The sequence below is a fragment of the Streptomyces sp. NBC_01304 genome (assembly GCF_035975855.1).
GTDB lineage: Bacteria > Actinomycetota > Actinomycetes > Streptomycetales > Streptomycetaceae > Streptomyces.
Genome location: NZ_CP109055.1, coordinates 6,677,280 through 6,695,026 on the forward strand (window position 1 = coordinate 6,677,280; position 17,747 = coordinate 6,695,026).

General features: G+C 69.8%; 13 protein-coding genes. 4 read left to right on the forward strand and 9 right to left on the reverse strand.

Going from position 1 to position 17,747, the window contains the following annotated elements:
- The first annotated feature begins 111 nt into the window (after positions 1 to 111).
- On the forward strand, positions 112 to 753 hold the full coding sequence (rfbC, locus tag OG430_RS29655) for a dTDP-4-dehydrorhamnose 3,5-epimerase (protein WP_327355679.1): 642 nt from the start codon (positions 112 to 114) through the stop codon (positions 751 to 753).
- Here the strand turns inward: rfbC and rfbD are convergent.
- From rfbD to OG430_RS29670, 3 genes are read right to left on the reverse strand one after another with little or no spacing between them, the layout of a single operon-like run.
- Positions 734 to 1,675 carry a dTDP-4-dehydrorhamnose reductase gene (rfbD, locus tag OG430_RS29660; RefSeq protein ID WP_327355680.1) on the reverse strand — a complete coding sequence of 314 codons (942 nt, stop codon included), beginning with the start codon at positions 1,673 to 1,675 and terminating at the stop codon, positions 734 to 736. The genes rfbC and rfbD overlap by 20 nt on opposite strands.
- Positions 1,672 to 2,700, reverse strand: a complete 1,029-nt coding sequence (gene rfbB / locus OG430_RS29665) for a dTDP-glucose 4,6-dehydratase (protein ID WP_327355681.1) — start codon at positions 2,698 to 2,700, stop codon at positions 1,672 to 1,674. Before rfbB ends, rfbD begins: the two co-directional genes overlap by 4 nt.
- Positions 2,697 to 3,764, reverse strand: a complete 1,068-nt coding sequence (locus OG430_RS29670) for a glucose-1-phosphate thymidylyltransferase (protein WP_327355682.1) — start codon at positions 3,762 to 3,764, stop codon at positions 2,697 to 2,699. The genes rfbB and OG430_RS29670 overlap by 4 nt, the downstream gene beginning before the upstream one ends.
- A 259-nt stretch (positions 3,765 to 4,023) precedes the next feature.
- On the opposite strand from OG430_RS29670, the gene OG430_RS29675 reads away from it, so the two are divergent.
- From OG430_RS29675 to OG430_RS29685, 3 genes are read left to right on the forward strand one after another with little or no spacing between them, the layout of a single operon-like run.
- The gene (locus tag OG430_RS29675) at positions 4,024 to 5,268 is read left to right on the forward strand and encodes a glycosyltransferase family 39 protein (RefSeq protein ID WP_327355683.1); all 1,245 of its coding nucleotides are present in this window, start codon (positions 4,024 to 4,026) and stop codon (positions 5,266 to 5,268) included.
- A 31-nt stretch (positions 5,269 to 5,299) separates the two neighbouring features.
- A complete protein-coding gene (locus OG430_RS29680) occupies positions 5,300 to 6,829 on the forward strand; it encodes a bifunctional glycosyltransferase/class I SAM-dependent methyltransferase (RefSeq protein ID WP_327355684.1) in 1,530 nt (509 codons plus the stop codon).
- Positions 6,830 to 6,875: 46 nt separating this feature from the next.
- Positions 6,876 to 7,250: a hypothetical protein gene (locus OG430_RS29685; RefSeq protein ID WP_327355685.1), complete on the forward strand. Its 375-nt coding sequence runs from the start codon at positions 6,876 to 6,878 to the stop codon at positions 7,248 to 7,250.
- Positions 7,251 to 7,325: 75 nt separating this feature from the next.
- On the opposite strand, the gene OG430_RS29690 is transcribed toward OG430_RS29685, so the two are convergent.
- From OG430_RS29690 to OG430_RS29715, 6 genes are all read right to left on the reverse strand, one after another.
- The gene (locus OG430_RS29690; protein ID WP_327355686.1) at positions 7,326 to 9,596 is read right to left on the reverse strand and encodes a bifunctional glycosyltransferase/CDP-glycerol:glycerophosphate glycerophosphotransferase; all 2,271 of its coding nucleotides are present in this window, start codon (positions 9,594 to 9,596) and stop codon (positions 7,326 to 7,328) included.
- A 3-nt stretch (positions 9,597 to 9,599) separates the two neighbouring features.
- Complete coding sequence (locus tag OG430_RS29695) at positions 9,600 to 11,822, reverse strand: bifunctional glycosyltransferase/CDP-glycerol:glycerophosphate glycerophosphotransferase (RefSeq protein ID WP_327355687.1); 2,223 nt, start codon at positions 11,820 to 11,822, stop codon at positions 9,600 to 9,602.
- A gap of 236 nt (positions 11,823 to 12,058) precedes the next feature.
- Positions 12,059 to 12,919, reverse strand: coding sequence for a class I SAM-dependent methyltransferase (locus OG430_RS29700; RefSeq protein ID WP_327355688.1), 861 nt, complete (start codon positions 12,917 to 12,919; stop codon positions 12,059 to 12,061).
- Between the two features lie 98 nt (positions 12,920 to 13,017).
- Positions 13,018 to 15,276 (reverse strand): bifunctional glycosyltransferase/CDP-glycerol:glycerophosphate glycerophosphotransferase, encoded by a 2,259-nt coding sequence (locus OG430_RS29705; RefSeq protein WP_327355689.1) that lies wholly within the window; start codon positions 15,274 to 15,276, stop codon positions 13,018 to 13,020.
- Positions 15,277 to 15,479: 203 nt separating this feature from the next.
- Positions 15,480 to 16,283, reverse strand: coding sequence for a carbohydrate ABC transporter permease (locus tag OG430_RS29710; protein ID WP_327359271.1), 804 nt, complete (start codon positions 16,281 to 16,283; stop codon positions 15,480 to 15,482).
- Between the two features lie 107 nt (positions 16,284 to 16,390).
- Positions 16,391 to 17,743, reverse strand: a complete 1,353-nt coding sequence (locus OG430_RS29715) for a carbohydrate ABC transporter permease (protein ID WP_327355690.1) — start codon at positions 17,741 to 17,743, stop codon at positions 16,391 to 16,393.
- Positions 17,744 to 17,747: the final 4 nt, after the last annotated feature.

The window sequence follows — 17,747 nt, forward strand, 5'->3', positions numbered from 1 at the left end:
CCCCGTATGGCGCACCGGAGGTGACCGGGACGGGCGAAGCGGGTTGAACCCCGTTGTTGTCCCGAAGTTGCCCGAGTCCGAAGTTGTCTTACGTCCGAAGGAGGGCTGCACATGCGGCCGTTGAGCATTGAAGGCGCCTGGGTCATGGAACCGCGGGTGTTCACGGACGGCCGTGGCGGCTTCCACGAGTGGTTCAAGGAGGGCGACTTCGGCACCGCCACCGGCTACGGCCTGGGCCTCGCCCAGGCCAACTGCTCGGTCTCCGCGCGCGGCACCCTGCGCGGCATCCACTTCGCCGATGTGCCGCCCGGGCAGGCGAAGTACGTCAAGTGCGTGCGCGGCGCGGTCCTCGACGTGATCGTCGACATCCGGGTCGGCTCACCGACGTACCGTCGCTGGGAGGCGGTCCGCCTGGACGACACCGAGCACCGCTCCGTGCATCTCGCCGAGGGTCTCGGCCACGCCTTCATGGCGCTCACCGACGACGCCACCGTCGTCTACCTCTGCTCGACCGGCTACGCCCCGCAGCGCGAGCACGGCATCCACCCGCTCGACCCGGAGCTCGGCATCGACTGGCCCGCCGACCTCGCGCCGCTGCTCTCGGAGAAGGACGCGGCGGCCCCCACGCTCGCCGAGGCCGAGCGCGGGGGCCTGTTGCCCGACTACGAGGAGTGCGTGGCCTGGCAGCGCGAGCTCCAGGCCCGTGCCGTGGAGGGCCGCCGCACCCCGGCGGCTATTCCCGTGCAGCACTGACCGCGGCGCCCTGCCCTGCTCGCCCGCCCCGTTCGGCCGCGAGCAGGGCGGGGAAGGCCTCGGCCAGACGCGCCCGCCAGTCGCCGATCGGTGCCAGGCCGGCCGCCCGCCAGCGCTCGTGGCCGAGCACGCTGTACGCGGGCCGGGGCGCGGGCCGCACGAAGGCGGCGCTCGTGGTGGGCCGCACCCGGCCGGGATCGGCGCCGAGCAGCCGGAACGTCTCCTGGGCCAGCTCGAACCAGGTCGCCTCGCCGCCGCTGGTGCCGTGGTAGACCCCGCCGGGCGCGGTGCCCGCGAGCGCGCCCCGGCCGAGCGCGAGCAGCCGGTCCGCGAGGTCGGCGGTCCAGGTCGGCTGACCGCGCTGGTCGTCGACGACGTCCAGGGTCTCCTTGACGCCCTCCAGACGGATCATGGTGCGTACGAAGTTGGCGCCGCCCGCGCCGTACAGCCAGGCCGTGCGCACCACATGGCCGCGCTCGGGCAGCCGGTCGAGCACCGCGCGCTCCCCGGCGAGCTTGGTGCGGCCGTAGGCGGTGCGCGGCGCGGGGATCCCGCTCTCCGCGTAGGGGGCGTGCGCGTCGCCCGCGAAGACGTAGTCCGTCGACACGTGCAGCAGGACGCAGCCCTGCGCGCCGCAGGCGGTGGCCAGTACGTCGGTCGCCGCGCCATTGATCCGCAGCGCCTCGGCCTCGCGCTCCTCGGCGTCGTCGACGGCGGTCCACGCCGCGCAGTTGACGACCACCGAGGGACGTACGTCCATGAGCGCACGGGAGACCGCGGCCGGGTCGGTGAGGTCCAACTCAGCCCGATTTAGGGCGACATGGGCAGGACCCGTCCGCTCCAGGAGCGCCGTGACGTCCTGGCCGAGCATGCCGCCCGCGCCCGTGACGAGCCAGCGGCCGCTCGCCGCCGGGGTGTTCACAGCCCGGACCGTTCGAGCAGGGGCTCCCACCAGGAGCGGTTCTCGCGGTACCAGCGGACCGTCTCGGCGAGCCCGGTCGGGAAGTCCTTGCGCGGTACGTAGCCCAGCTCGGTGCGGATCTTGGTGCAGTCCACCGAGTAGCGCCGGTCGTGGCCCTTGCGGTCCTCGACGTGGTCGACCCGGTCCCAGTCGGCGCCGCAGTGCTCCAGGAGCAGCTCGGTGAGGCGCCGGTTGGTGAGCTCGGTGCCGCCGCCGATGTTGTAGACCTCGCCCGCCCGGCCGCGGCTGCGGACCAGCTCGATGCCCTGGACGTGGTCGTCGATGTGCAGCCAGTCCCGGACGTTCAGACCGTCGCCGTACAGCGGCACCCGGCCGCCGTCCAGGAGCCGGGTGATGAACAGCGGGATCATCTTCTCCGGGAAGTGGTGGTGCCCGTAGTTGTTGGAACAGCGGGTCACCCGGACATCGAGACCGTGGGTGCGGTGGTACGAGAGCGCGAGCAGGTCGCTGGACGCCTTGGCCGCCGCGTACGGGGAGTTGGGGGCGAGCGGGTCGGTCTCCGGCCAGGAGCCCTCCTCGATCGAGCCGTACACCTCGTCCGTCGAGATGTGCACGAAGGCGCCGAGCCGGTGGCGCAGCGCGGCATCAAGCAGCACCTGCGTACCGAGCACGTTGGTACGGACGAACGTGTCGGCGCCCTGGATGGAGCGGTCCACGTGCGACTCGGCCGCGAAGTGCACGATCTGGTCGTGCTCGGAGACCAGCTTGCCCACCAGCTCGGCGTCGCAGATGTCGCCCTGCACGAAGTGGAAGCGCGGGTGGTCGCGCACCGGGTCGAGGTTGGCCGGGTTGCCCGCATAGGTGAGCTTGTCGAGCACGGTGACATCGGCGCCGACGGCGCTCTCGGGGCCGCCCGGGCCGAGCAGCGTACGGACATAGTGCGAGCCGATGAACCCGGCACCGCCGGTCACCAGGATGCGGGGGGCGTGGTCCTTGCCTTGGGTCATGCGGAGGCCTTGCGTCATGCGGAGATCTGCACCTTGCTGTGATCGCCGAGCACCAGACGGTGTGCGGCAGGGGTGTTGGGGGCGGGGGTGATCTCGACGTCCCGGCCGATCAGCGAGGACTCGACGCGGCCCACGCCGTCCAGCGAGGACCCGCACAGCACGATGGAGTACTCGATCTCGCTGTCCGTGATCCGGCAGTTCTCGGCGATCGACGTGGACGGGCCGATGTAGGAGTTCTCCACCGTGGTACGGGGGCCGATGATCGCGGGACCGACGATCCGGGAGCCGCGCACGGTTGCCCCCTCGCCGATGTGCACCCGGCCAATGATCTCGGTGTCGTCGGCGACGGAACCCTCACAGACGGGTTCGAGGAGTTCGAGCACGGACCGGTTCACCTCCAGCATGTCGACCACATTGCCGGTGTCCTTCCAGTAGCCGGAGATGGTGGTCGAACTCACCTCGCGCCGCTCGTCGATGAGCCACTGCAGCGCGTGCGTGATCTCCAACTCGCCGCGTGCGGACGGCTTGATGGACCGTACGGCCTCGTGGATCGACGGCGTGAAGAGATAGACGCCGACCAGCGCCAGATCGCTGCGCGGCTGCTCCGGCTTCTCCTCCAGGCGCACCACGCGCCCCTCGCCGTCGAGTTCGGCCACACCGAAGGAGCGCGGGTCGGGCACCTTGGTCAGCATGATCTGGGCCTCGGGCCGGCTGGTGCGGAACTCCCGTACCAGATCGGTGATTCCACCGACGATGAAGTTGTCCCCCAGGTACATCACGAAGTCGTCGTCCCCGAGGAAGTCCCGGGAGATCAGCACCGCGTGCGCGAGACCGAGCGGCTGGTCCTGGTGGATGTACGTGACGTCGATCCCGAAGCGGGAGCCGTCGCCGACCGCGGCTTTGATCTCCTCGACGGTGTCACCGACGATGATGCCCACCTCGGTGATGCCGGCCGCCGCGATCGACTCCAAGCCGTAGAAGAGCACGGGCTTGTTGGCCACCGGGACGAGTTGCTTGGCGGACGTATGAGTGATCGGCCGCAGCCGGGTGCCGGCGCCGCCGGAAAGTACGAGTGCCTTCACTGTGTCTGTCCTTCGCGCTGATGGCGGGTGAACGAAGAGATGAACGGGGCCCGTGCATGCAGGGATGTCTGCAGGGGGACAGGTAGTGAACGAGAGATAACCATCCGGATTACGGGGGCCTGTGGGCCTTCCGGGTGAATCAGCGAACCGCCGTGTCCACTGTGCGGCTCCAGATCCCCTGGCAGTTGAACTCCGGGGCCGTTCCTATGTGTTCATCGGTTCGGCAGGGGATTCGCCTGCGTTGATACGTTCCACGGCCATGAGCTTGAGTAGCGAACAGCGAGAGGATTCCGACCGGGTCCGCAGAGCGCGTTGGGCTGTCGTCTCTTTGGCGGCGGCCGGACTGCTGCTGCGGATCTGGTTTGTCGTCACGACGCCCGGGACGGCGGACGTCCGCTTCTTCCACGGATTCGCCCAAGCCATCGAGAAGTTCGGGCCCGTACGCGTCTATGCACAGGACCTCCCCGGACTTCCCGTCTACAACCACCCGCCGCTTGCCGGGTGGATGCTCGCGGCGATGACGGAACTCGAGGGAATGGGACTCCCGTTCGGGGTGCTCATTCGACTGCCGTCTTCCTTGGCGGACGCCGTCGCCTGTTTGCTCGTCTTCGAAATCATGCGGCGGCGCGTCCGGTTGCGCAGCGCCGTGCTGTGCGCGCTGGCCGTGGCGCTCAGTCCGGTCCTGGTGGGGGTCTCCGCCTATCACGGCAACACCGATCCGATCGCTGTCACGCTGGCGCTCGCCGCTGCCCATCTGCTTGCGGATCGCAAACTCCCGCTCGCGGCAGGCCTGGTGGCCGCCCTGGCCATCAGCGTCAAGCTGGTGCCCATCGTGGCGATCCCGGTGCTGTTCGTGGTGGCGCTGCGGGGCGGGCGCGCGGTGCTGCTGCGCTTCGGTGCGGGCTTCGGCGGCCTGATGGCGCTGCTGTGGGGGCCGGCCCTGCTCACGGTGCCCGCGGCCCTCAAGGCGAACGTCCTCGCCTATGAGGGCGGCCGCTGGCGGCTGTGGGGGCTGATGAAGTTCGGCGACTGGCTCGGGGTGCCCGAGCCGGTGATGGGCTTCGCACGCGGCGACGGTCACTTCCTGTTCGTCCTGGCCTGCGTGGCCGCGGGGGTCTGGCTCGCCTGGCGCAGGCCCGACGAGGCACCGGCGGTGGTCGGGCTGACCATGGCACTGCTGCTCCTGCTCTCCACGGCGTCCGGCGTGCAGTACCTGGCCTGGGCCGCCACCGCGGTGTGCGCGGTCGGCCTGTGGCAGGGCCTCGCCTGCAACGCCGTCCTGGGAGCCGTCGCCTACCTGGCGTACGCGGGGCGGTCCGCCGTGGTCTGGAGCGAGCCCCTGCAAGTGCTCGCCGCCGTCGGCTGGGTGGTGCTCGCCGTCGCCATCGCGGATGGCATGCGCAAACTCCTGACCGTTCCCGGGGAGCCGGCCCCGGTGCCGCTCGTCACCCCGCGCTCCGCATCCGCCGACCGGCCCGAACCCGCCGAGTCTGCTGCCAACTGACCACCCCCCGAGGGAAAGTGGAGAACCACCCGTGAACGAAAGCCCGGCTCCCAGGATCGGCATCCTGGTCGTGGCGTACAACGCCGAGTCGACTCTGGAGAAGACGCTCGACCGTATCCCGGAGGATTTCCGCTCCCGGATCGCCGAAATTCTCATCCTCGACGACGCCAGCCACGACGAGACCTTCACCGCCGGCTGCCGATGGTCGCAGTTGGAGGACCGGCCCAAGACCGTGGTCATGCGGCACACCAAGAATCTGGGATACGGCGGCAACCAGAAGGCCGGATACGCGCTCGCCATGGAACGCGGCCTGGACATCGTGGTGTTGCTCCACGGCGACGGCCAGTACGCGCCGGAACTCCTGCCGGACATGGTGGCGCCCATCGAACGCGGCGAATGCGAGGCCGTGTTCGGCTCCCGCATGATGAAGAACGGCGGCGCCCGCAAGGGCGGAATGCCGATGTACAAGTGGCTCGGCAACCGCATCCTCACGCGGCTCGAGAACAAGCTGCTCGGCTCCAAGCTCACCGAATTCCACTCGGGTTACCGCGCTTACAGCGTGGACGCCCTGCGGAAGCTCCCCATCGACCGCAACACCGACGAGTTCGACTTCGACACCCAGATCATCGTCCAGGTCATCGATGCCGGAATGCGGATCAAGGAGATCCCCATTCCGACGTATTACGGCGACGAGATCTGCTACGTCAACGGAATGCGGTACGCCAAGGACGTCATCAAGGACGTCTTCGAATACCGGCTCGCGCTCAAGGGGTTCGGCACCTGCCCCTGGATCCCCAAGCCCGCGGAGTACGCGTTCAAGGAGGGCGACGGCTCCTCGCACGCCGTCATCCTGGAGCAGATGCGCAAGCTGCCCCCCGGCCGGGTCCTCGACCTCGGCTGCTCCGGCGGCCTGTTCGCCGAGCGCCTCGAAGCGCTCGGCCACAAGGTGACCGGCGTCGACTACATCGAGGTGCCGGGCGTACGGGAGAAGTGTTCCCGCTTCGTCCTGGCCAACCTGGAAGCGGGCCTGCCGGACGAGATCGGCGACGAGTTCGACTACGTCGTCGCCGGCGACGTGATCGAGCACCTGTCCCGGCCCGAGCAGCTGCTCGCGCAGGTCGCCGAGGTGCTGCGGCCCGACGGTCAAGTGCTGCTCTCCGTACCGAACTTCAGCCACTGGTACTCGCGGCTGCGGGTGGCGGCCGGCGCCTTCGACTACGACCGGCGCGGCATCCTCGACGAGACCCATCTGCGCTTCTTCACCCGCGGCAGCCTGCGCCGCACGGTCAAGGCGGCCGGCTACGACCTGATCGCGCTCACCTCGACGGGCGCGCCCTTCTGGTCCGTGCTCGGCGGCGGGATCGTGGCCCGCACCCTGGGTGCCGCGTCCCGGCTGCTCACCCGCATCAGGCCGACCCTCTTCGGCTACCAGTACGTCGCATCGCTCACCCCGCATGCGGCCCAGACGATCGTGGCCGGAGAGCACATCGATGTCCAAGAGCTCCTCAACCGTCAGTACAGCCCCGCCGAGCCGGCCGGTACCGCAGCAGTCCGGGTCTGAGCCGTCCGCGGCCCCTGAGGTCGAACCACCCGTCAGGAGAAGGACCTTGACCCTCCCCGCTCTCGCACTGCTGCTCTTCGCCGTCTTCTCGTCGGCGGCGGGCCAGCTGCTGCTCAAGCACGGCATGCGGGTGGCCGCGAGCACGGCCGAGCGGCGCGGCGGATCCATCGCCGTGCATGCCATGACCACTCCGTGGGTGCTGTTCGGCCTGACCGTGTTCGCGGTCTCCGCGGTGGCCTGGATGACGACTCTGGCGCAGGTGCCGCTGTCGATCGCCTATCCGTTCAATGCCCTCGGGTACCTGCTGATCGTCCTGGTCAGCGCCACCGTGCTGCACGAGCGGACCACCCTGTGGACCTGGTCGGGGTCCGTGATGGTGGTGCTCGGGCTGATCACGGTCATGGCCGGCCAGCAGGCCTGACGTCCCCGCCGCACCGAAAAGCCGTCGGCCGCCTCGGAATCCGAGGCGGCCGACGGCATTCCCGTGCAGCTCGGCTCAGCCCGGCACGTGCTCGCTCTGCGCGGGCCGGGGCGCCGGTCCGGTGTGCTCGGTGTGCCCGGTGTTCTCGCTGTCCCGCCGCGCCGCCGGCAGCAGCGCGGCATCCGGCTCGCCCAGCATCACCCGGCGTACGACACGTTCGGCGGCGCGCCCGTCCTCGTACTCGCAAAAGCGCTCACGGAACCCGGCCCGGCGCCGCGCCGACTCCTCGTCCCGCCAGGCACCGGAACTGAAGACCGCTGCCAACTCCTCATCCGTGCGGGTGACATGGCCGGGCGCGTCCTCGGTGATGTCGAAGTAGGCGCCACGACTGACCCGGTACACGTCCCAGTCGTCGGCGTGCACGACGACCGGCCGGTCCAGGCAGAGGTAGTCGAACATCAGGGCCGAGTAGTCGGTGACCAGAGCGTCCGAGGCGAGCATCAGATCCTCGACCGAGGCCTCGTCGGTGGCGTCGACGAGCAGGCCCGCGCGGTGCAGATCGCGCAGTTCCAGGTCGCGCTCGGGTGCGCCCGCCAGCGTCGGGTGCAGCCGCACGACCAGGGTGTGCCCGGGGCCGAGCGCACGTGCCAGACGTTCCGGATCGACGCGCTGTACGTGGCCGCCCGCGCGGTAGTCGCGGCGGGTCGGCGCGTACAGGACGACCGTGTCGGTGGCAGGGATGCCGAGCCGCTCACGGGTCGTGGCCGCGCGTCCGGCGTCGCCGCGCACGAGCACGTCGTTGCGGGGGCTGCCCGTGCGCAGGGACGTGAAGTGACAGGGGTAGGCGCGCTGCCAGACCTCCTCCGCATAGCGGCTCGCGGCCAGGCTGACGTCCCAGCGGTCGCTGCGCCGGAGCATCGCCCGCAGATTGAAGCCGTGCCGGCCGGCGGGCCGGTCGAGCAGGTCGAGGCCCATGTACTTCAGCGGGGTGCCCTGGTGGGTCTGGATGTGGGTCGTGCCACGGCGCTTGACGAGGTTCCCGGCCCAGTTGAACTGGTTGATCCAATATGTGGCGCGGGCCATCACCGCGTAGTGGCTCCAGGACCCCGCCAGTACGTAGTCGGTGCCGGGCGGCACCTGATCGACCGCGTCGGCCTGCACCACCCACACCCCCTTGATGTGCGGGGCGAGTTGACCGGCCCGGGCGTGGATCGCGGCCGGGTCGCCGAAGACCCCGCGATGGTGACCGGCCGCGTACACCGCCAGCCGCGGGTCGAGTCGGCGCATCAACTGCGCCTTGTACCAGGCCTGTTTGACCATGTGGTGCAGACGCTTGGTCAGCTTCTCCGTGTGCGCCCGCGTCGCCGGGGCCATGGCCCGCAGCCGCCGATGAGTCGCGTACGCCGCGTACGGAAGGGCGGAGAGCAGCCGGAACTCGGTGCGCCGCGGGCCGCGCGGCGGGGTGAAGCCGCGCGGCACGTGGCTGCGGTAGAACCTCGCGGTCTCGCGGTGGAACTCCTTGCGGTCCGCCGGCGCCACGCGCTCGTCACAGGCCAGCACGAACAGCATGTGGTCCAGGGCCCGCTCGAACAGCAGGGGCCGGGCCCACTCGAATTCCGGGCGCCCGTCGAGGAAGGCGAACAGCCCCTCGTACTGCGTGAAGATGTCGAAGTGCTTGCGCCCGGGAGTGCGGGTGATCGCCCCCTGGCGGCGCTGGCGGTACTCGACGCCGACGCGGTCCAGGCAGCCGATGCGCTCGGCGGTGATCATCGCCAGATAGCTGACGGGTGCGTCCTCGTACAGGCCGGGCGCGAACCGGAACCCCTGCTTGAGGAAGAAGTCGCGGCGGAACGCCTTGTTCCAGGCGACCAGGAAGAGATGGATGTACGCGGGATCGTCCTCGATCCGGAAGGTCCCGGTGCCGATCTGCGCCAGCAGTTCCGACGTGGTGCCGCGGTTGGCCCGGCCCCACCAGAAGGTGCGGACGTGGTCGAAGACCAGCAGATCGGGGTCGTCGGTGGTGCGCAGCCGGTCGTCGACGGCGCGCAGCAGACCGGGCGTGTAGGAGTCGTCGCTGTCGAGGAAGAGGACGTAGTCGCCGGTGGCCAGGTCAAGGCCGGCGTTGCGGGCGCGGCCGAGCCCCACGTTCTCGGGCAGATGGACCGCCGTCACGCGCGGGTCGCGGGCCGCGTACTCGTCGAGGATGTCGCCGCAGTGGTCAGGTGAGCAGTCGTCGACGGCGATCAGCTCGATGTCGGTGAACGACTGGTCGAGCACCGAGTCGAGGCAGGCACGCAGGTACCCCTGCACCTTGAAGACGGGCACAACGATGCTGAAGCGGGGCACGGGTCAGCTCCTTTGGGCAGTGGTGGCGGCGGGCACGCGCAGTGCGGCGGCGGGCGCGGGGGTGCGCCGGGCGAGCGGCACCGGTGGCTCGATGGCGTCGGCCGGCTCGCCGAGCAGTACCCGGCGCACGGTGCGCTCGGCCGCCCGGCCGTCGTCGAACTCGCAGAAGCGCTCCCGGAAGGCGGCACGGCGCGCCGCCGACTCCGCGCCCGCCCAGTCGCCGGACCGGAAGGCGTCGGCCAGTTCCTCGGGGGTGCGGGCGACCGGCCCCGGGGCCCCGGCCAGGAAGTCCAGGGTGATGCCCCGGGTCTCGCGGTAGACGTCCCAGTCGTCGGCGTACACGACGATCGGGCGGTCCAAGTTGGCGTAGTCGAAGGCGATCGACGAGTAGTCCGTGATCAGCGCGTCCGCGGCCAGGCAGATCTCCTCGGAGGAGAGATGGCCGGTGACGTCGATGATCCGCTCGTGCGGCAGGCGCCGGTCGCCCTCGTCGTAGAAGTAGTGGGCGCGCAGCAGCACCACGAAGTCCTCGCCGACCGCCTCGCAGAAGGCGGTCAGGTCGAGCTGGGTGTCGAAGCCGGTCCGGTAGTCGCGGTGGGTGGGCGCGTACAGCAGGGCGGTACGCCCCTCGGGGATGCCCAACTGCTCGCGGATGCGGCGCACATCGGCGGCGGTGGCGGTGTAGTACGCGTCGTTGCGCGGATAGCCGTACTCGAGTGTCTCGTGGCTGCCGGGGAAGGCGCGCTCCCACACCTCGGTGGAGTGCCGGTTGGAGCTGAGGTTGTAGTCCCAGCGGTCCATGCGCTGCAGCAGCCGGCCGAGACTGCCGGTCGCGGCCGTGACCACCGGGTAGGCGGCCTGCTCGATGCCCATCTTCTTCAGGGGGGTGCCGTGCTGGGTGGACAGGTGCACGGTGCCCGGCCGCTTGACGACGGTGCCCTCGAAGTTGGCATTGTTGATCAGGTACTTGGCGCGGGCCAGGACCTCCCAGTAGCGGGCCGTGCCGATCACCGCGTACTCGATGTCCTCGGGCAGCCGGGGCACCGCGTCCTTGGTGACCAGGAAGACCGAGCGGATGTCCGGGGCCAGGCGCCGCGCGGCGGCGTGGATGGCGGCCGGGCTGCAGGTGTAACCGCGGCCCCAGTACGCGCAGTAGACGGCGAGCTTCTCGTCGACGGGCCGCCTGAGGTGGCGCGCGTACGGGGTGCGGGTGCGCGGCCGGGGCCGCAGTCGGGCGGCCAGGGCCGTCGACCCCTTGGCGCCGCGCAGCACCTGGAACGCGGCGTACGCGCCGGTGGCGAGCAGCCGGTGCTGCAGTCCCACGCTGCCGCCGGGCGTGCAGAACCCGGCCGGCCGGTGCTGCCGGTAGAGCCCCGCCGCCCGCCGGAAGAAGCGTCGGCGCAGCCGCGTGGACGGCAGCCGTCCCGGGGTCGCCGCGGTCTTGAGCACCTCGTGGACCAGCCGCCGGAAGAGCGCGTTCAGCGTGCCCTTCGGCAGCTTCAGGCCGGCCGCCTCCCGCATCACCAGGTCGAACTGGTCGAGGAGCTCCAGATGGTGCGCCCCGGGCAGCCGGTTGCGCGCACCCTGGCGGCGCTGCAGATGCCGGACGCAGATCCGGTCGAGGACGGCGATCCGGTCGGCCCGCAGCGCGGCCAGCGCGCTCCAGGCGACATCGGTGAACATCCCGGTGGGAAAGGCGAGTCGAGCGTTCTCGACGAATTCACGGCGGTACGCGGCCGAGAAGGCGGGCACCAGGACGTCCGGCAGCGCGGCATGCCCGCCGAGCCCGAACGCCCCGGCGGGGGCGCCCGGCCAGAGGCGGTCCAGGACCGGGCCCTGACTGCCCTCGTACCAGTGCACCTTCTCGTGGTCGAAGAGCAGCAGATCGGGCTCCCCGGTCTCCGTGAGCCGCGCGTCCAAGGCGCTCAGGGTGCCCGGGACGAGGGTGTCGTCCCCGTCGAGGAAGAGCACGAACTCGCCCCGGGCCACCTTCAGGGCCGCGTTCCGCGCGGCCGGCAGGCCACCCTCAGCAGACTCGTACACCACTCTGATCCGCGGATCGCGGCCCGCCTGCCCGGAGAGGGCCGAGGCGCCGAGCCCCTCCTGCTCCGAGACGACGGCGATCAGCTCGAAGTCGGCGAAGGACTGCCCGAGCACCGAGTCGAGACAGCCGGGCAGCAGGCCCGCGACCGCGTGGGTGGGAACGATGATGCTGAAGCGCAACAAGACAGCCTCTCTCGATGTGCAGACGTGGGGCTCTGCACAGCAACTGGCTGTCTTCCGCTCCGGTTACGCCAGGTGTGGCATCCGGGGGATCTTCGCGCGAGCGGCACGCGGCGACGGACAGGAACAGCACACGGCGTCGGACAGGAACAGCACACGGCGACGGACAGCAGGAAAGGGTGTCTGCCCCCGCCGACCGGGGCAGACACCCTTGGTTCCGAGCCCTGTTGAGGGGGTGCTCAGCGCCCCCTGAAGGGCCGTGCCAGGCGGGCGGAGAGGCTTCGCCGGGCCTGAGTGGGCACCTGCCCGGCAGGCTTGTCGCCGTCCGCCGCGCGGTGCTTCGAGGTGGGCTGGGCAGGGGACTTGGCCTTCTTGCCGTCGATGCGGATCATCGCGCGGCCCGCGACCTGCTCCACGCCGTGCCACAGATCGCCGCGCTGCTTCAGCATCTCCACGAGTTCCTGGTGGATCTCGTCGTGCCCGCCGCCCCAGGTCCCGTAGAACTTGGTGCCGGTGATGCACAGCGGCTTGAGCCCCGTGGTCGCGACCGCGCCCCAGGTCGCCGCGGCCACCCCCGGGCAGTGCTCCGCGCGGAAGTCGTCGAGGACCACGATGCCGTCGGGGCCCAGGAGTTGGGCGGCCGCCTCGATGTCGCTGTGCACGTGCTCGTACAGATGCGAGGCGTCGATGTGCGCGAAGCGACAGCTGTTCTCGGCCACGTGATCGGTGACGATGGACGACGGGCCCTGCAGGATCTTCGGCAGCTCGTCGTGGAAGGACAGGTAGTTGGACTCGAAGGCGCGGCGGGTCAGCGTCGCGTAAGAGCGGTTCATCTCCCTGGAGTTGGGGTCGTCGAGCGCCGGCGAGTCGAAGAGGTCGCAGACCGTGAAGGTCTCCTCCGTGCGGAGGTACCCGCCCATGAAGATGGCGCTCTTGCCCATGTAGGCGCCGAGTTCGAGCAGGTCGCCGTGGACGTCGCGGGCCTGCTGCCGGGCCAGGAACCAGTCGAAGAGCAGCTGGTCAGCAGGGAAGAACCAGCCCTTCACCTCGGCGAGGCTGGTCGGACGAGGGAGGGTGTCGGTGGCGTTGGTGCTGGTCAAGAGGTGCTCCTGAGATCCGGTGCGTACGGGATGGTCCGGTGCGATCGGTCGATTTCAGTCGCGTGGCGGCGCGTACTGGCGGGATCAGGTGCTGACGGTCAGTTGCTCTCGGTGGGCAGCAGAGCGGGAAGTCCCTGGTACTGCTCGGGCAGGTGGTCGGCGGCGTGCGGTGCGGGCACGGGACGGCGTTCCTCCAGGGGCACGACGGACGGCAGGCCCGCCGTCTCGCCAAGGAACACATGGCGTACGACGCGCTCGGCGGCGCGCCCATCGTCACATCCGCAGAAGCGTTCACGGAAGGCCAAACGCAGTTGTGTCGAGCGGGATCCGCGCCAATGTCCGGTCGCGAAGATGTCGATCAGCTCGTCCTCGCTGCGGGCCACCGCGCCGGGCGGGAAGGCGCGCAGATCGAAGTAGGTGCCGCGGGCCGCCTCGTACGCCTCCCAGTCGTCGGCGTACACGACGATCGGGCGGTCCAGGCTCGCGTAGTCGAACATCAGCGACGAGTAGTCCGTGATCAGGGCGTCGCTGGCCAGGCAGAGCGATTCGATGCTCGGGTGTGCCGATACGTCGATGAGCCGGGCGGACGTCTCTTCGCAGAGCGGTGCGTCGTACGCGTGGTGGGCGCGGGTCAGGATCGTGAAGCGCGGGCCGAGCGTGCGCAGCATCCGCGCCAGGTCGACCGAGTGGCGCTGGGTCGTGCGGTAGTCGCGATGGGTCGGCGCGTAGAGGATCGCGGTCGTGCCGGGCGCGATGCCGAGAGTCTCGCGCAGCCGTGTGACGTCCTTCGACGTGGTGCGCTGGAAGATGTCGTTGCGCGGGTAGCCGTACTCGAGCGTGGTGTAGCTGCCGGGGAACACTCGCTCCCAGGTGAGGGTGGAGTGCCGGTTGGCGGACAGGACGTAGTCCCACTTGTCGACGTTGGCCATGAGGCCGCCGAAGTCCATGGTGCGGGCGGCCGCCGGGCGGTCCTGCAGATCGAGGCCCATGTGCTTGAGCGGGGTGCCGTGCTGGGTCTGGATCAGGACCTGTCCGCGGCGCTTCTTCAGGCGGCGGTCGAAGTTGACGTTGTTCACCAGGTACTTGGCGCGGGCCAGGGCCGTCCAGTACGCCATCGAGCCCGGGGTGATCCTCCTGGTCGCGGTGGGCACGGTGTGCTGGTGGGCGGGCTCGGCGATCCAGGCGGTGCGCATCCGCGGGGCGAGCTCGCGGAGCTTGTCCTCCAGGGCGCCCGGGTTGCAGCTGTGGCCGCGGCCCCAATAGGCGGAGAACACCGCGTGGTTGTCACGTACGGGCAGGCGCAGCTGGACGCGGTAGTGCAGCTGGAGCAGCGCCCCGCGGGCCATGCGGCGCACGGTCCGGGAGAATTGGCCGGTCCGCCGGGCGATCCTGATGCCCGTCCACAGGGTGCGGTAGACGCGGTGCACGCCCAGCTTGACGAGGGCGTGCCGCAGTCGGGTGCGGGGCTTCACCCGGGCGCCCTTGACGCGGTAGCGGGCGTACTGGGCGCGGGCCCTGCGCAGGAACTCAGGCCGGCTGCCGCGGGGCAGCCGGCCCCGCTTGGTGAACAGTGTCGAGTAGTGGTCGACCATCCGCCGGAAGATCACCGGCCGCCAACTCGCCAGCTCCGGACGGGAGTCGAGGAAGGCGAAGACCCGGTCGTACTGGTCGAAGATGTCGAAGTGCTTGCGACTGGTGGTGCCGAGGATGCTGCCCTGGCGGCGCTGCCGGTAGTGCACGCACACCCGGTCCAGGGTCGCGATCGACTCGGCGGCCATCAGTACCGGATAGGTCCAGGGCGTGTCCTCGTAGTAGCCGGGCGGGAAGGTGAAGCCTTCGCGCTCGATGAACTCGCGCCGGTAGGCCTTGTTCCAGACGACCATGATCACGCGCAACAGGCCGGGCCGGTCGGCGAGTTGAAAGGTGGTCTCGCCGCGCTCGGTGAGCTGGTCCGCGAACTCGTTGCGCGCGACGGAGCCGTTCCAGTACGTACGCGCGTAGTCGTAGACCAGGACGTCGGGGCCGTCGGTCTCCTTGAGGCGGTCCGCGATGGCCTGCAGGGCGTCCGGGGTGAGCGTGTCGTCGCTGTCCAGGAAGATCAGGTAGTCGCCGCTCGCCCGCTCGATGCCGGCGTTGCGGGCCCGGCCCAGGCCCACGTTCTCCTTGAGGTGGACGGCCTTCACACGTGGGTCGGCTGCGGCGAACTCGTCGATGATGGCGCCCGAGGCATCCGGTGAGCAGTCGTCGACCGCGATCAGCTCCAGATCCGCGTACGACTGTCTCAGTACGGATTCGAGGGCCTCGTGCAGATACGCCTGCACCTTGAACGCGGGGACGATGACACTGAACCGGGGCAAGGCGCATCCATGGGTCGGCACGGGCAGACTGCCCGGAAACGGCCGACATGGCGGGCCGGTTACGCCAGATGTGGCAAAGGGGTGAGGGGCGCTCCCGGCCTGGTCGGTCGGGGGCGCCCCTCAACTCACGTACAAAATAAGCTGGTTCACGAAGTGCACACGGGTGCTTCACCGTGCATGGTCACGTGCTTCACCTGCCGCACCTACTTCACCGCGCCCGCCATCACGCCGGAGACGAACTGGCGTTGGAAGGCGAAGAAGACGATCAGCGGGATCACCAGGGAGATGAACGCGCCGGGAGCGAGTGTCTCGATGTTGCCGCTGAACGCGCGCGTCTGCTCCTGCAGGGCGACGGTCAGTGGGCGTGATTTGGAGTTCGAGAAGACCAGCGCCACCAGCATGTCGTTCCACACCCACAGGAACTGGAAGATCCCGAGGGAGGCGATGGCGGGCCCGCCGAGCGGCATGATCACCTGGGTGAACACCCGGGTCTCGCCCGCGCCGTCCAGTCGTGCCGCCTCCAGGAGTTCCTTGGGGATCTCCGCGAAGAAGTTCCGCAGGAGGAAGATCGCGAACGGCAGGCCGAAGCCGACGTGGAAGATGATGACGGCGGTGATCGTGCCGAAGATCCCGAGGTCGCGGAAGAGGCTGGTCAGCGGGATCAGGGCGATCTGGACGGGTACCACGAGCAGCGCCACCACGGCCAGGAACCACCAGTCGCGGCCCTTGAAGTCCATCCAGGCGAACGCGTATCCGGCCATCGCGCCGATGACGATCACCAGGACGGTGGCCGGGACGGTGATCAGGACCGTGTTCAGCAGGGAATCGGTGATCTCCTCCTTCTCGAGCAGCGTCGAGTAGCTGTCGAAGGTCATCTGGGACGGCTTGCTGAAGACGTCCCACCAGCCGGACTCGGCGATGTCGGTCGGATCGCGGAACGACGAGGCGAGCAGGCCGACGGTCGGTGTCAGCCAGAGCAGCGCGATCAGGATCAGGAAGATCCGCATCACACCGCCGGCCGCCCCGCTCGCCAGCCGGTTGGCCACCGAGCGCTTGGGCGGTCCGGAGGCCTCGACGGGCCCCGGTGTCTCTTCTGCGGGTACGGAGGGTGCGGTCACCGCTGACGCTCCCTTCGCAGTCGGCGGATGTTGATGATCATCACCGGCAGGACGAGCAGCAGCAGGACGATGCCGATCGCACTGCCCAGGCCCTGGTTCTCGCCGCCGCCGAAGGAGACGTTGTACAGCTGCAGGGCGAGGACGTTGGCCTCGTCCTGGGTGGGCTGCGGGGCGATGATGTAGACCAGGTCGAAGATCTTCATCACGTTGATCATCAGAGTGATCAGCACGACGACCAGGACCGGTGCGAGCAGCGGCACCGTGACCCGGCGGAACACCTGCCACTCGTTCGCGCCGTCGACGCGGGCCGCCTCCAGGAGGTTGCGGTCCACCCCGGCGAGGCCCGCCGCGATCAGGACCATCGCGAAGCCCGCCCACATCCATGCGTACGCGCCGATGATGGCCGGGGTCACCAGGCTGGGGCCGAGCCAGTCGACGCCGTTGTAGGGCGCCGCGAAGTTCGAGCCGGGCAAACGGAGTTGGGCCCCGTCCGCCTCCTTGGGCAGGGTGAAGGTGCCGTCGGCGCCGGCCTTCGTGGAGGCCACGACCTTGCCGTCCTTGACCGCCTCGATCTTGATGCCGGGCATGGCCTTCTCGCCCGGGTCGATGGCACCCTTCTTGCCGCCGCCGCCCAGCTTGAAGTCCAGCCAGACCGTGCCGGATATGCCGCTACCCGTGCTTGCGGCGGGTTTGGCGTTCTGCGGGCTGTCGGGGAGTTTGTTCGGCGCGATGCCGACCAGGGGGAGCAGGGCCGGGGAGTCCGTGTTCACCGTGCTCTTGGTGGTGAACGCGCCGCCTCCGGAGGCCTTGAGATCCCCGCCGAGGGCCGGGCGCGCCTTCGGGTACACCGAGGAATCGGCGAAGCTGTCGTGCACGCCCACGATCACGGCGTTGGCCACGCCCTGGTCCGGCTCCGCCTCGTACACGAGCCGGAAGATGATGCCGGCGGCGAGCATGGAGATCGCCATCGGCATGAAGACGATGACCTTGAACGCCGTTGACCAGCGCACCCGTTCGGTCAGCACGGCGAAGATCAGACCGAGCCCGGTGCACAGGGCGGGGGCCACCGCGACCCAGATCGCGGTGTTCTTCACCGCGGTGAAGGTGGCGTCGTCGGTGAACATGTCGACGTAGTTGTCCAGGCCCACGAAGCCCGAGCCATCGGCGTCGAACAGGCTGCGCCAGACCGAGTACCCGATCGGGTAGACCACGAGCGCTCCGAGCAGCACGAGCGCGGGCAGCAGGAAGAGTCCCACCACCCACGGTCGCGTACCCATCAAGCTCTTGCGTTTTCCGGCGGGGGGCACCGGACCTCTTGGGCCCCCCGCCGTCACTGCGTCGGCTGCCATGGGC

What these genes read in the sequence shown, in the direction of transcription:
- OG430_RS29710 (WP_327359271.1), bottom strand. Translation starts at nt 16,283, where the DNA reads ATGCGGATCTTCCTGATCCTGATCGCGCTGCTCTGGCTGACACCGACC.
- OG430_RS29675 (WP_327355683.1), top strand. Translation starts at nt 4,024, where the DNA reads ATGAGCTTGAGTAGCGAACAGCGAGAGGATTCCGACCGGGTCCGCAGA.
- rfbB (WP_327355681.1), bottom strand. Translation starts at nt 2,700, where the DNA reads ATGACGCAAGGCCTCCGCATGACCCAAGGCAAGGACCACGCCCCCCGC.
- rfbC (WP_327355679.1), top strand. Translation starts at nt 112, where the DNA reads ATGCGGCCGTTGAGCATTGAAGGCGCCTGGGTCATGGAACCGCGGGTG.
- OG430_RS29715 (WP_327355690.1), bottom strand. Translation starts at nt 17,743, where the DNA reads ATGGCAGCCGACGCAGTGACGGCGGGGGGCCCAAGAGGTCCGGTGCCC.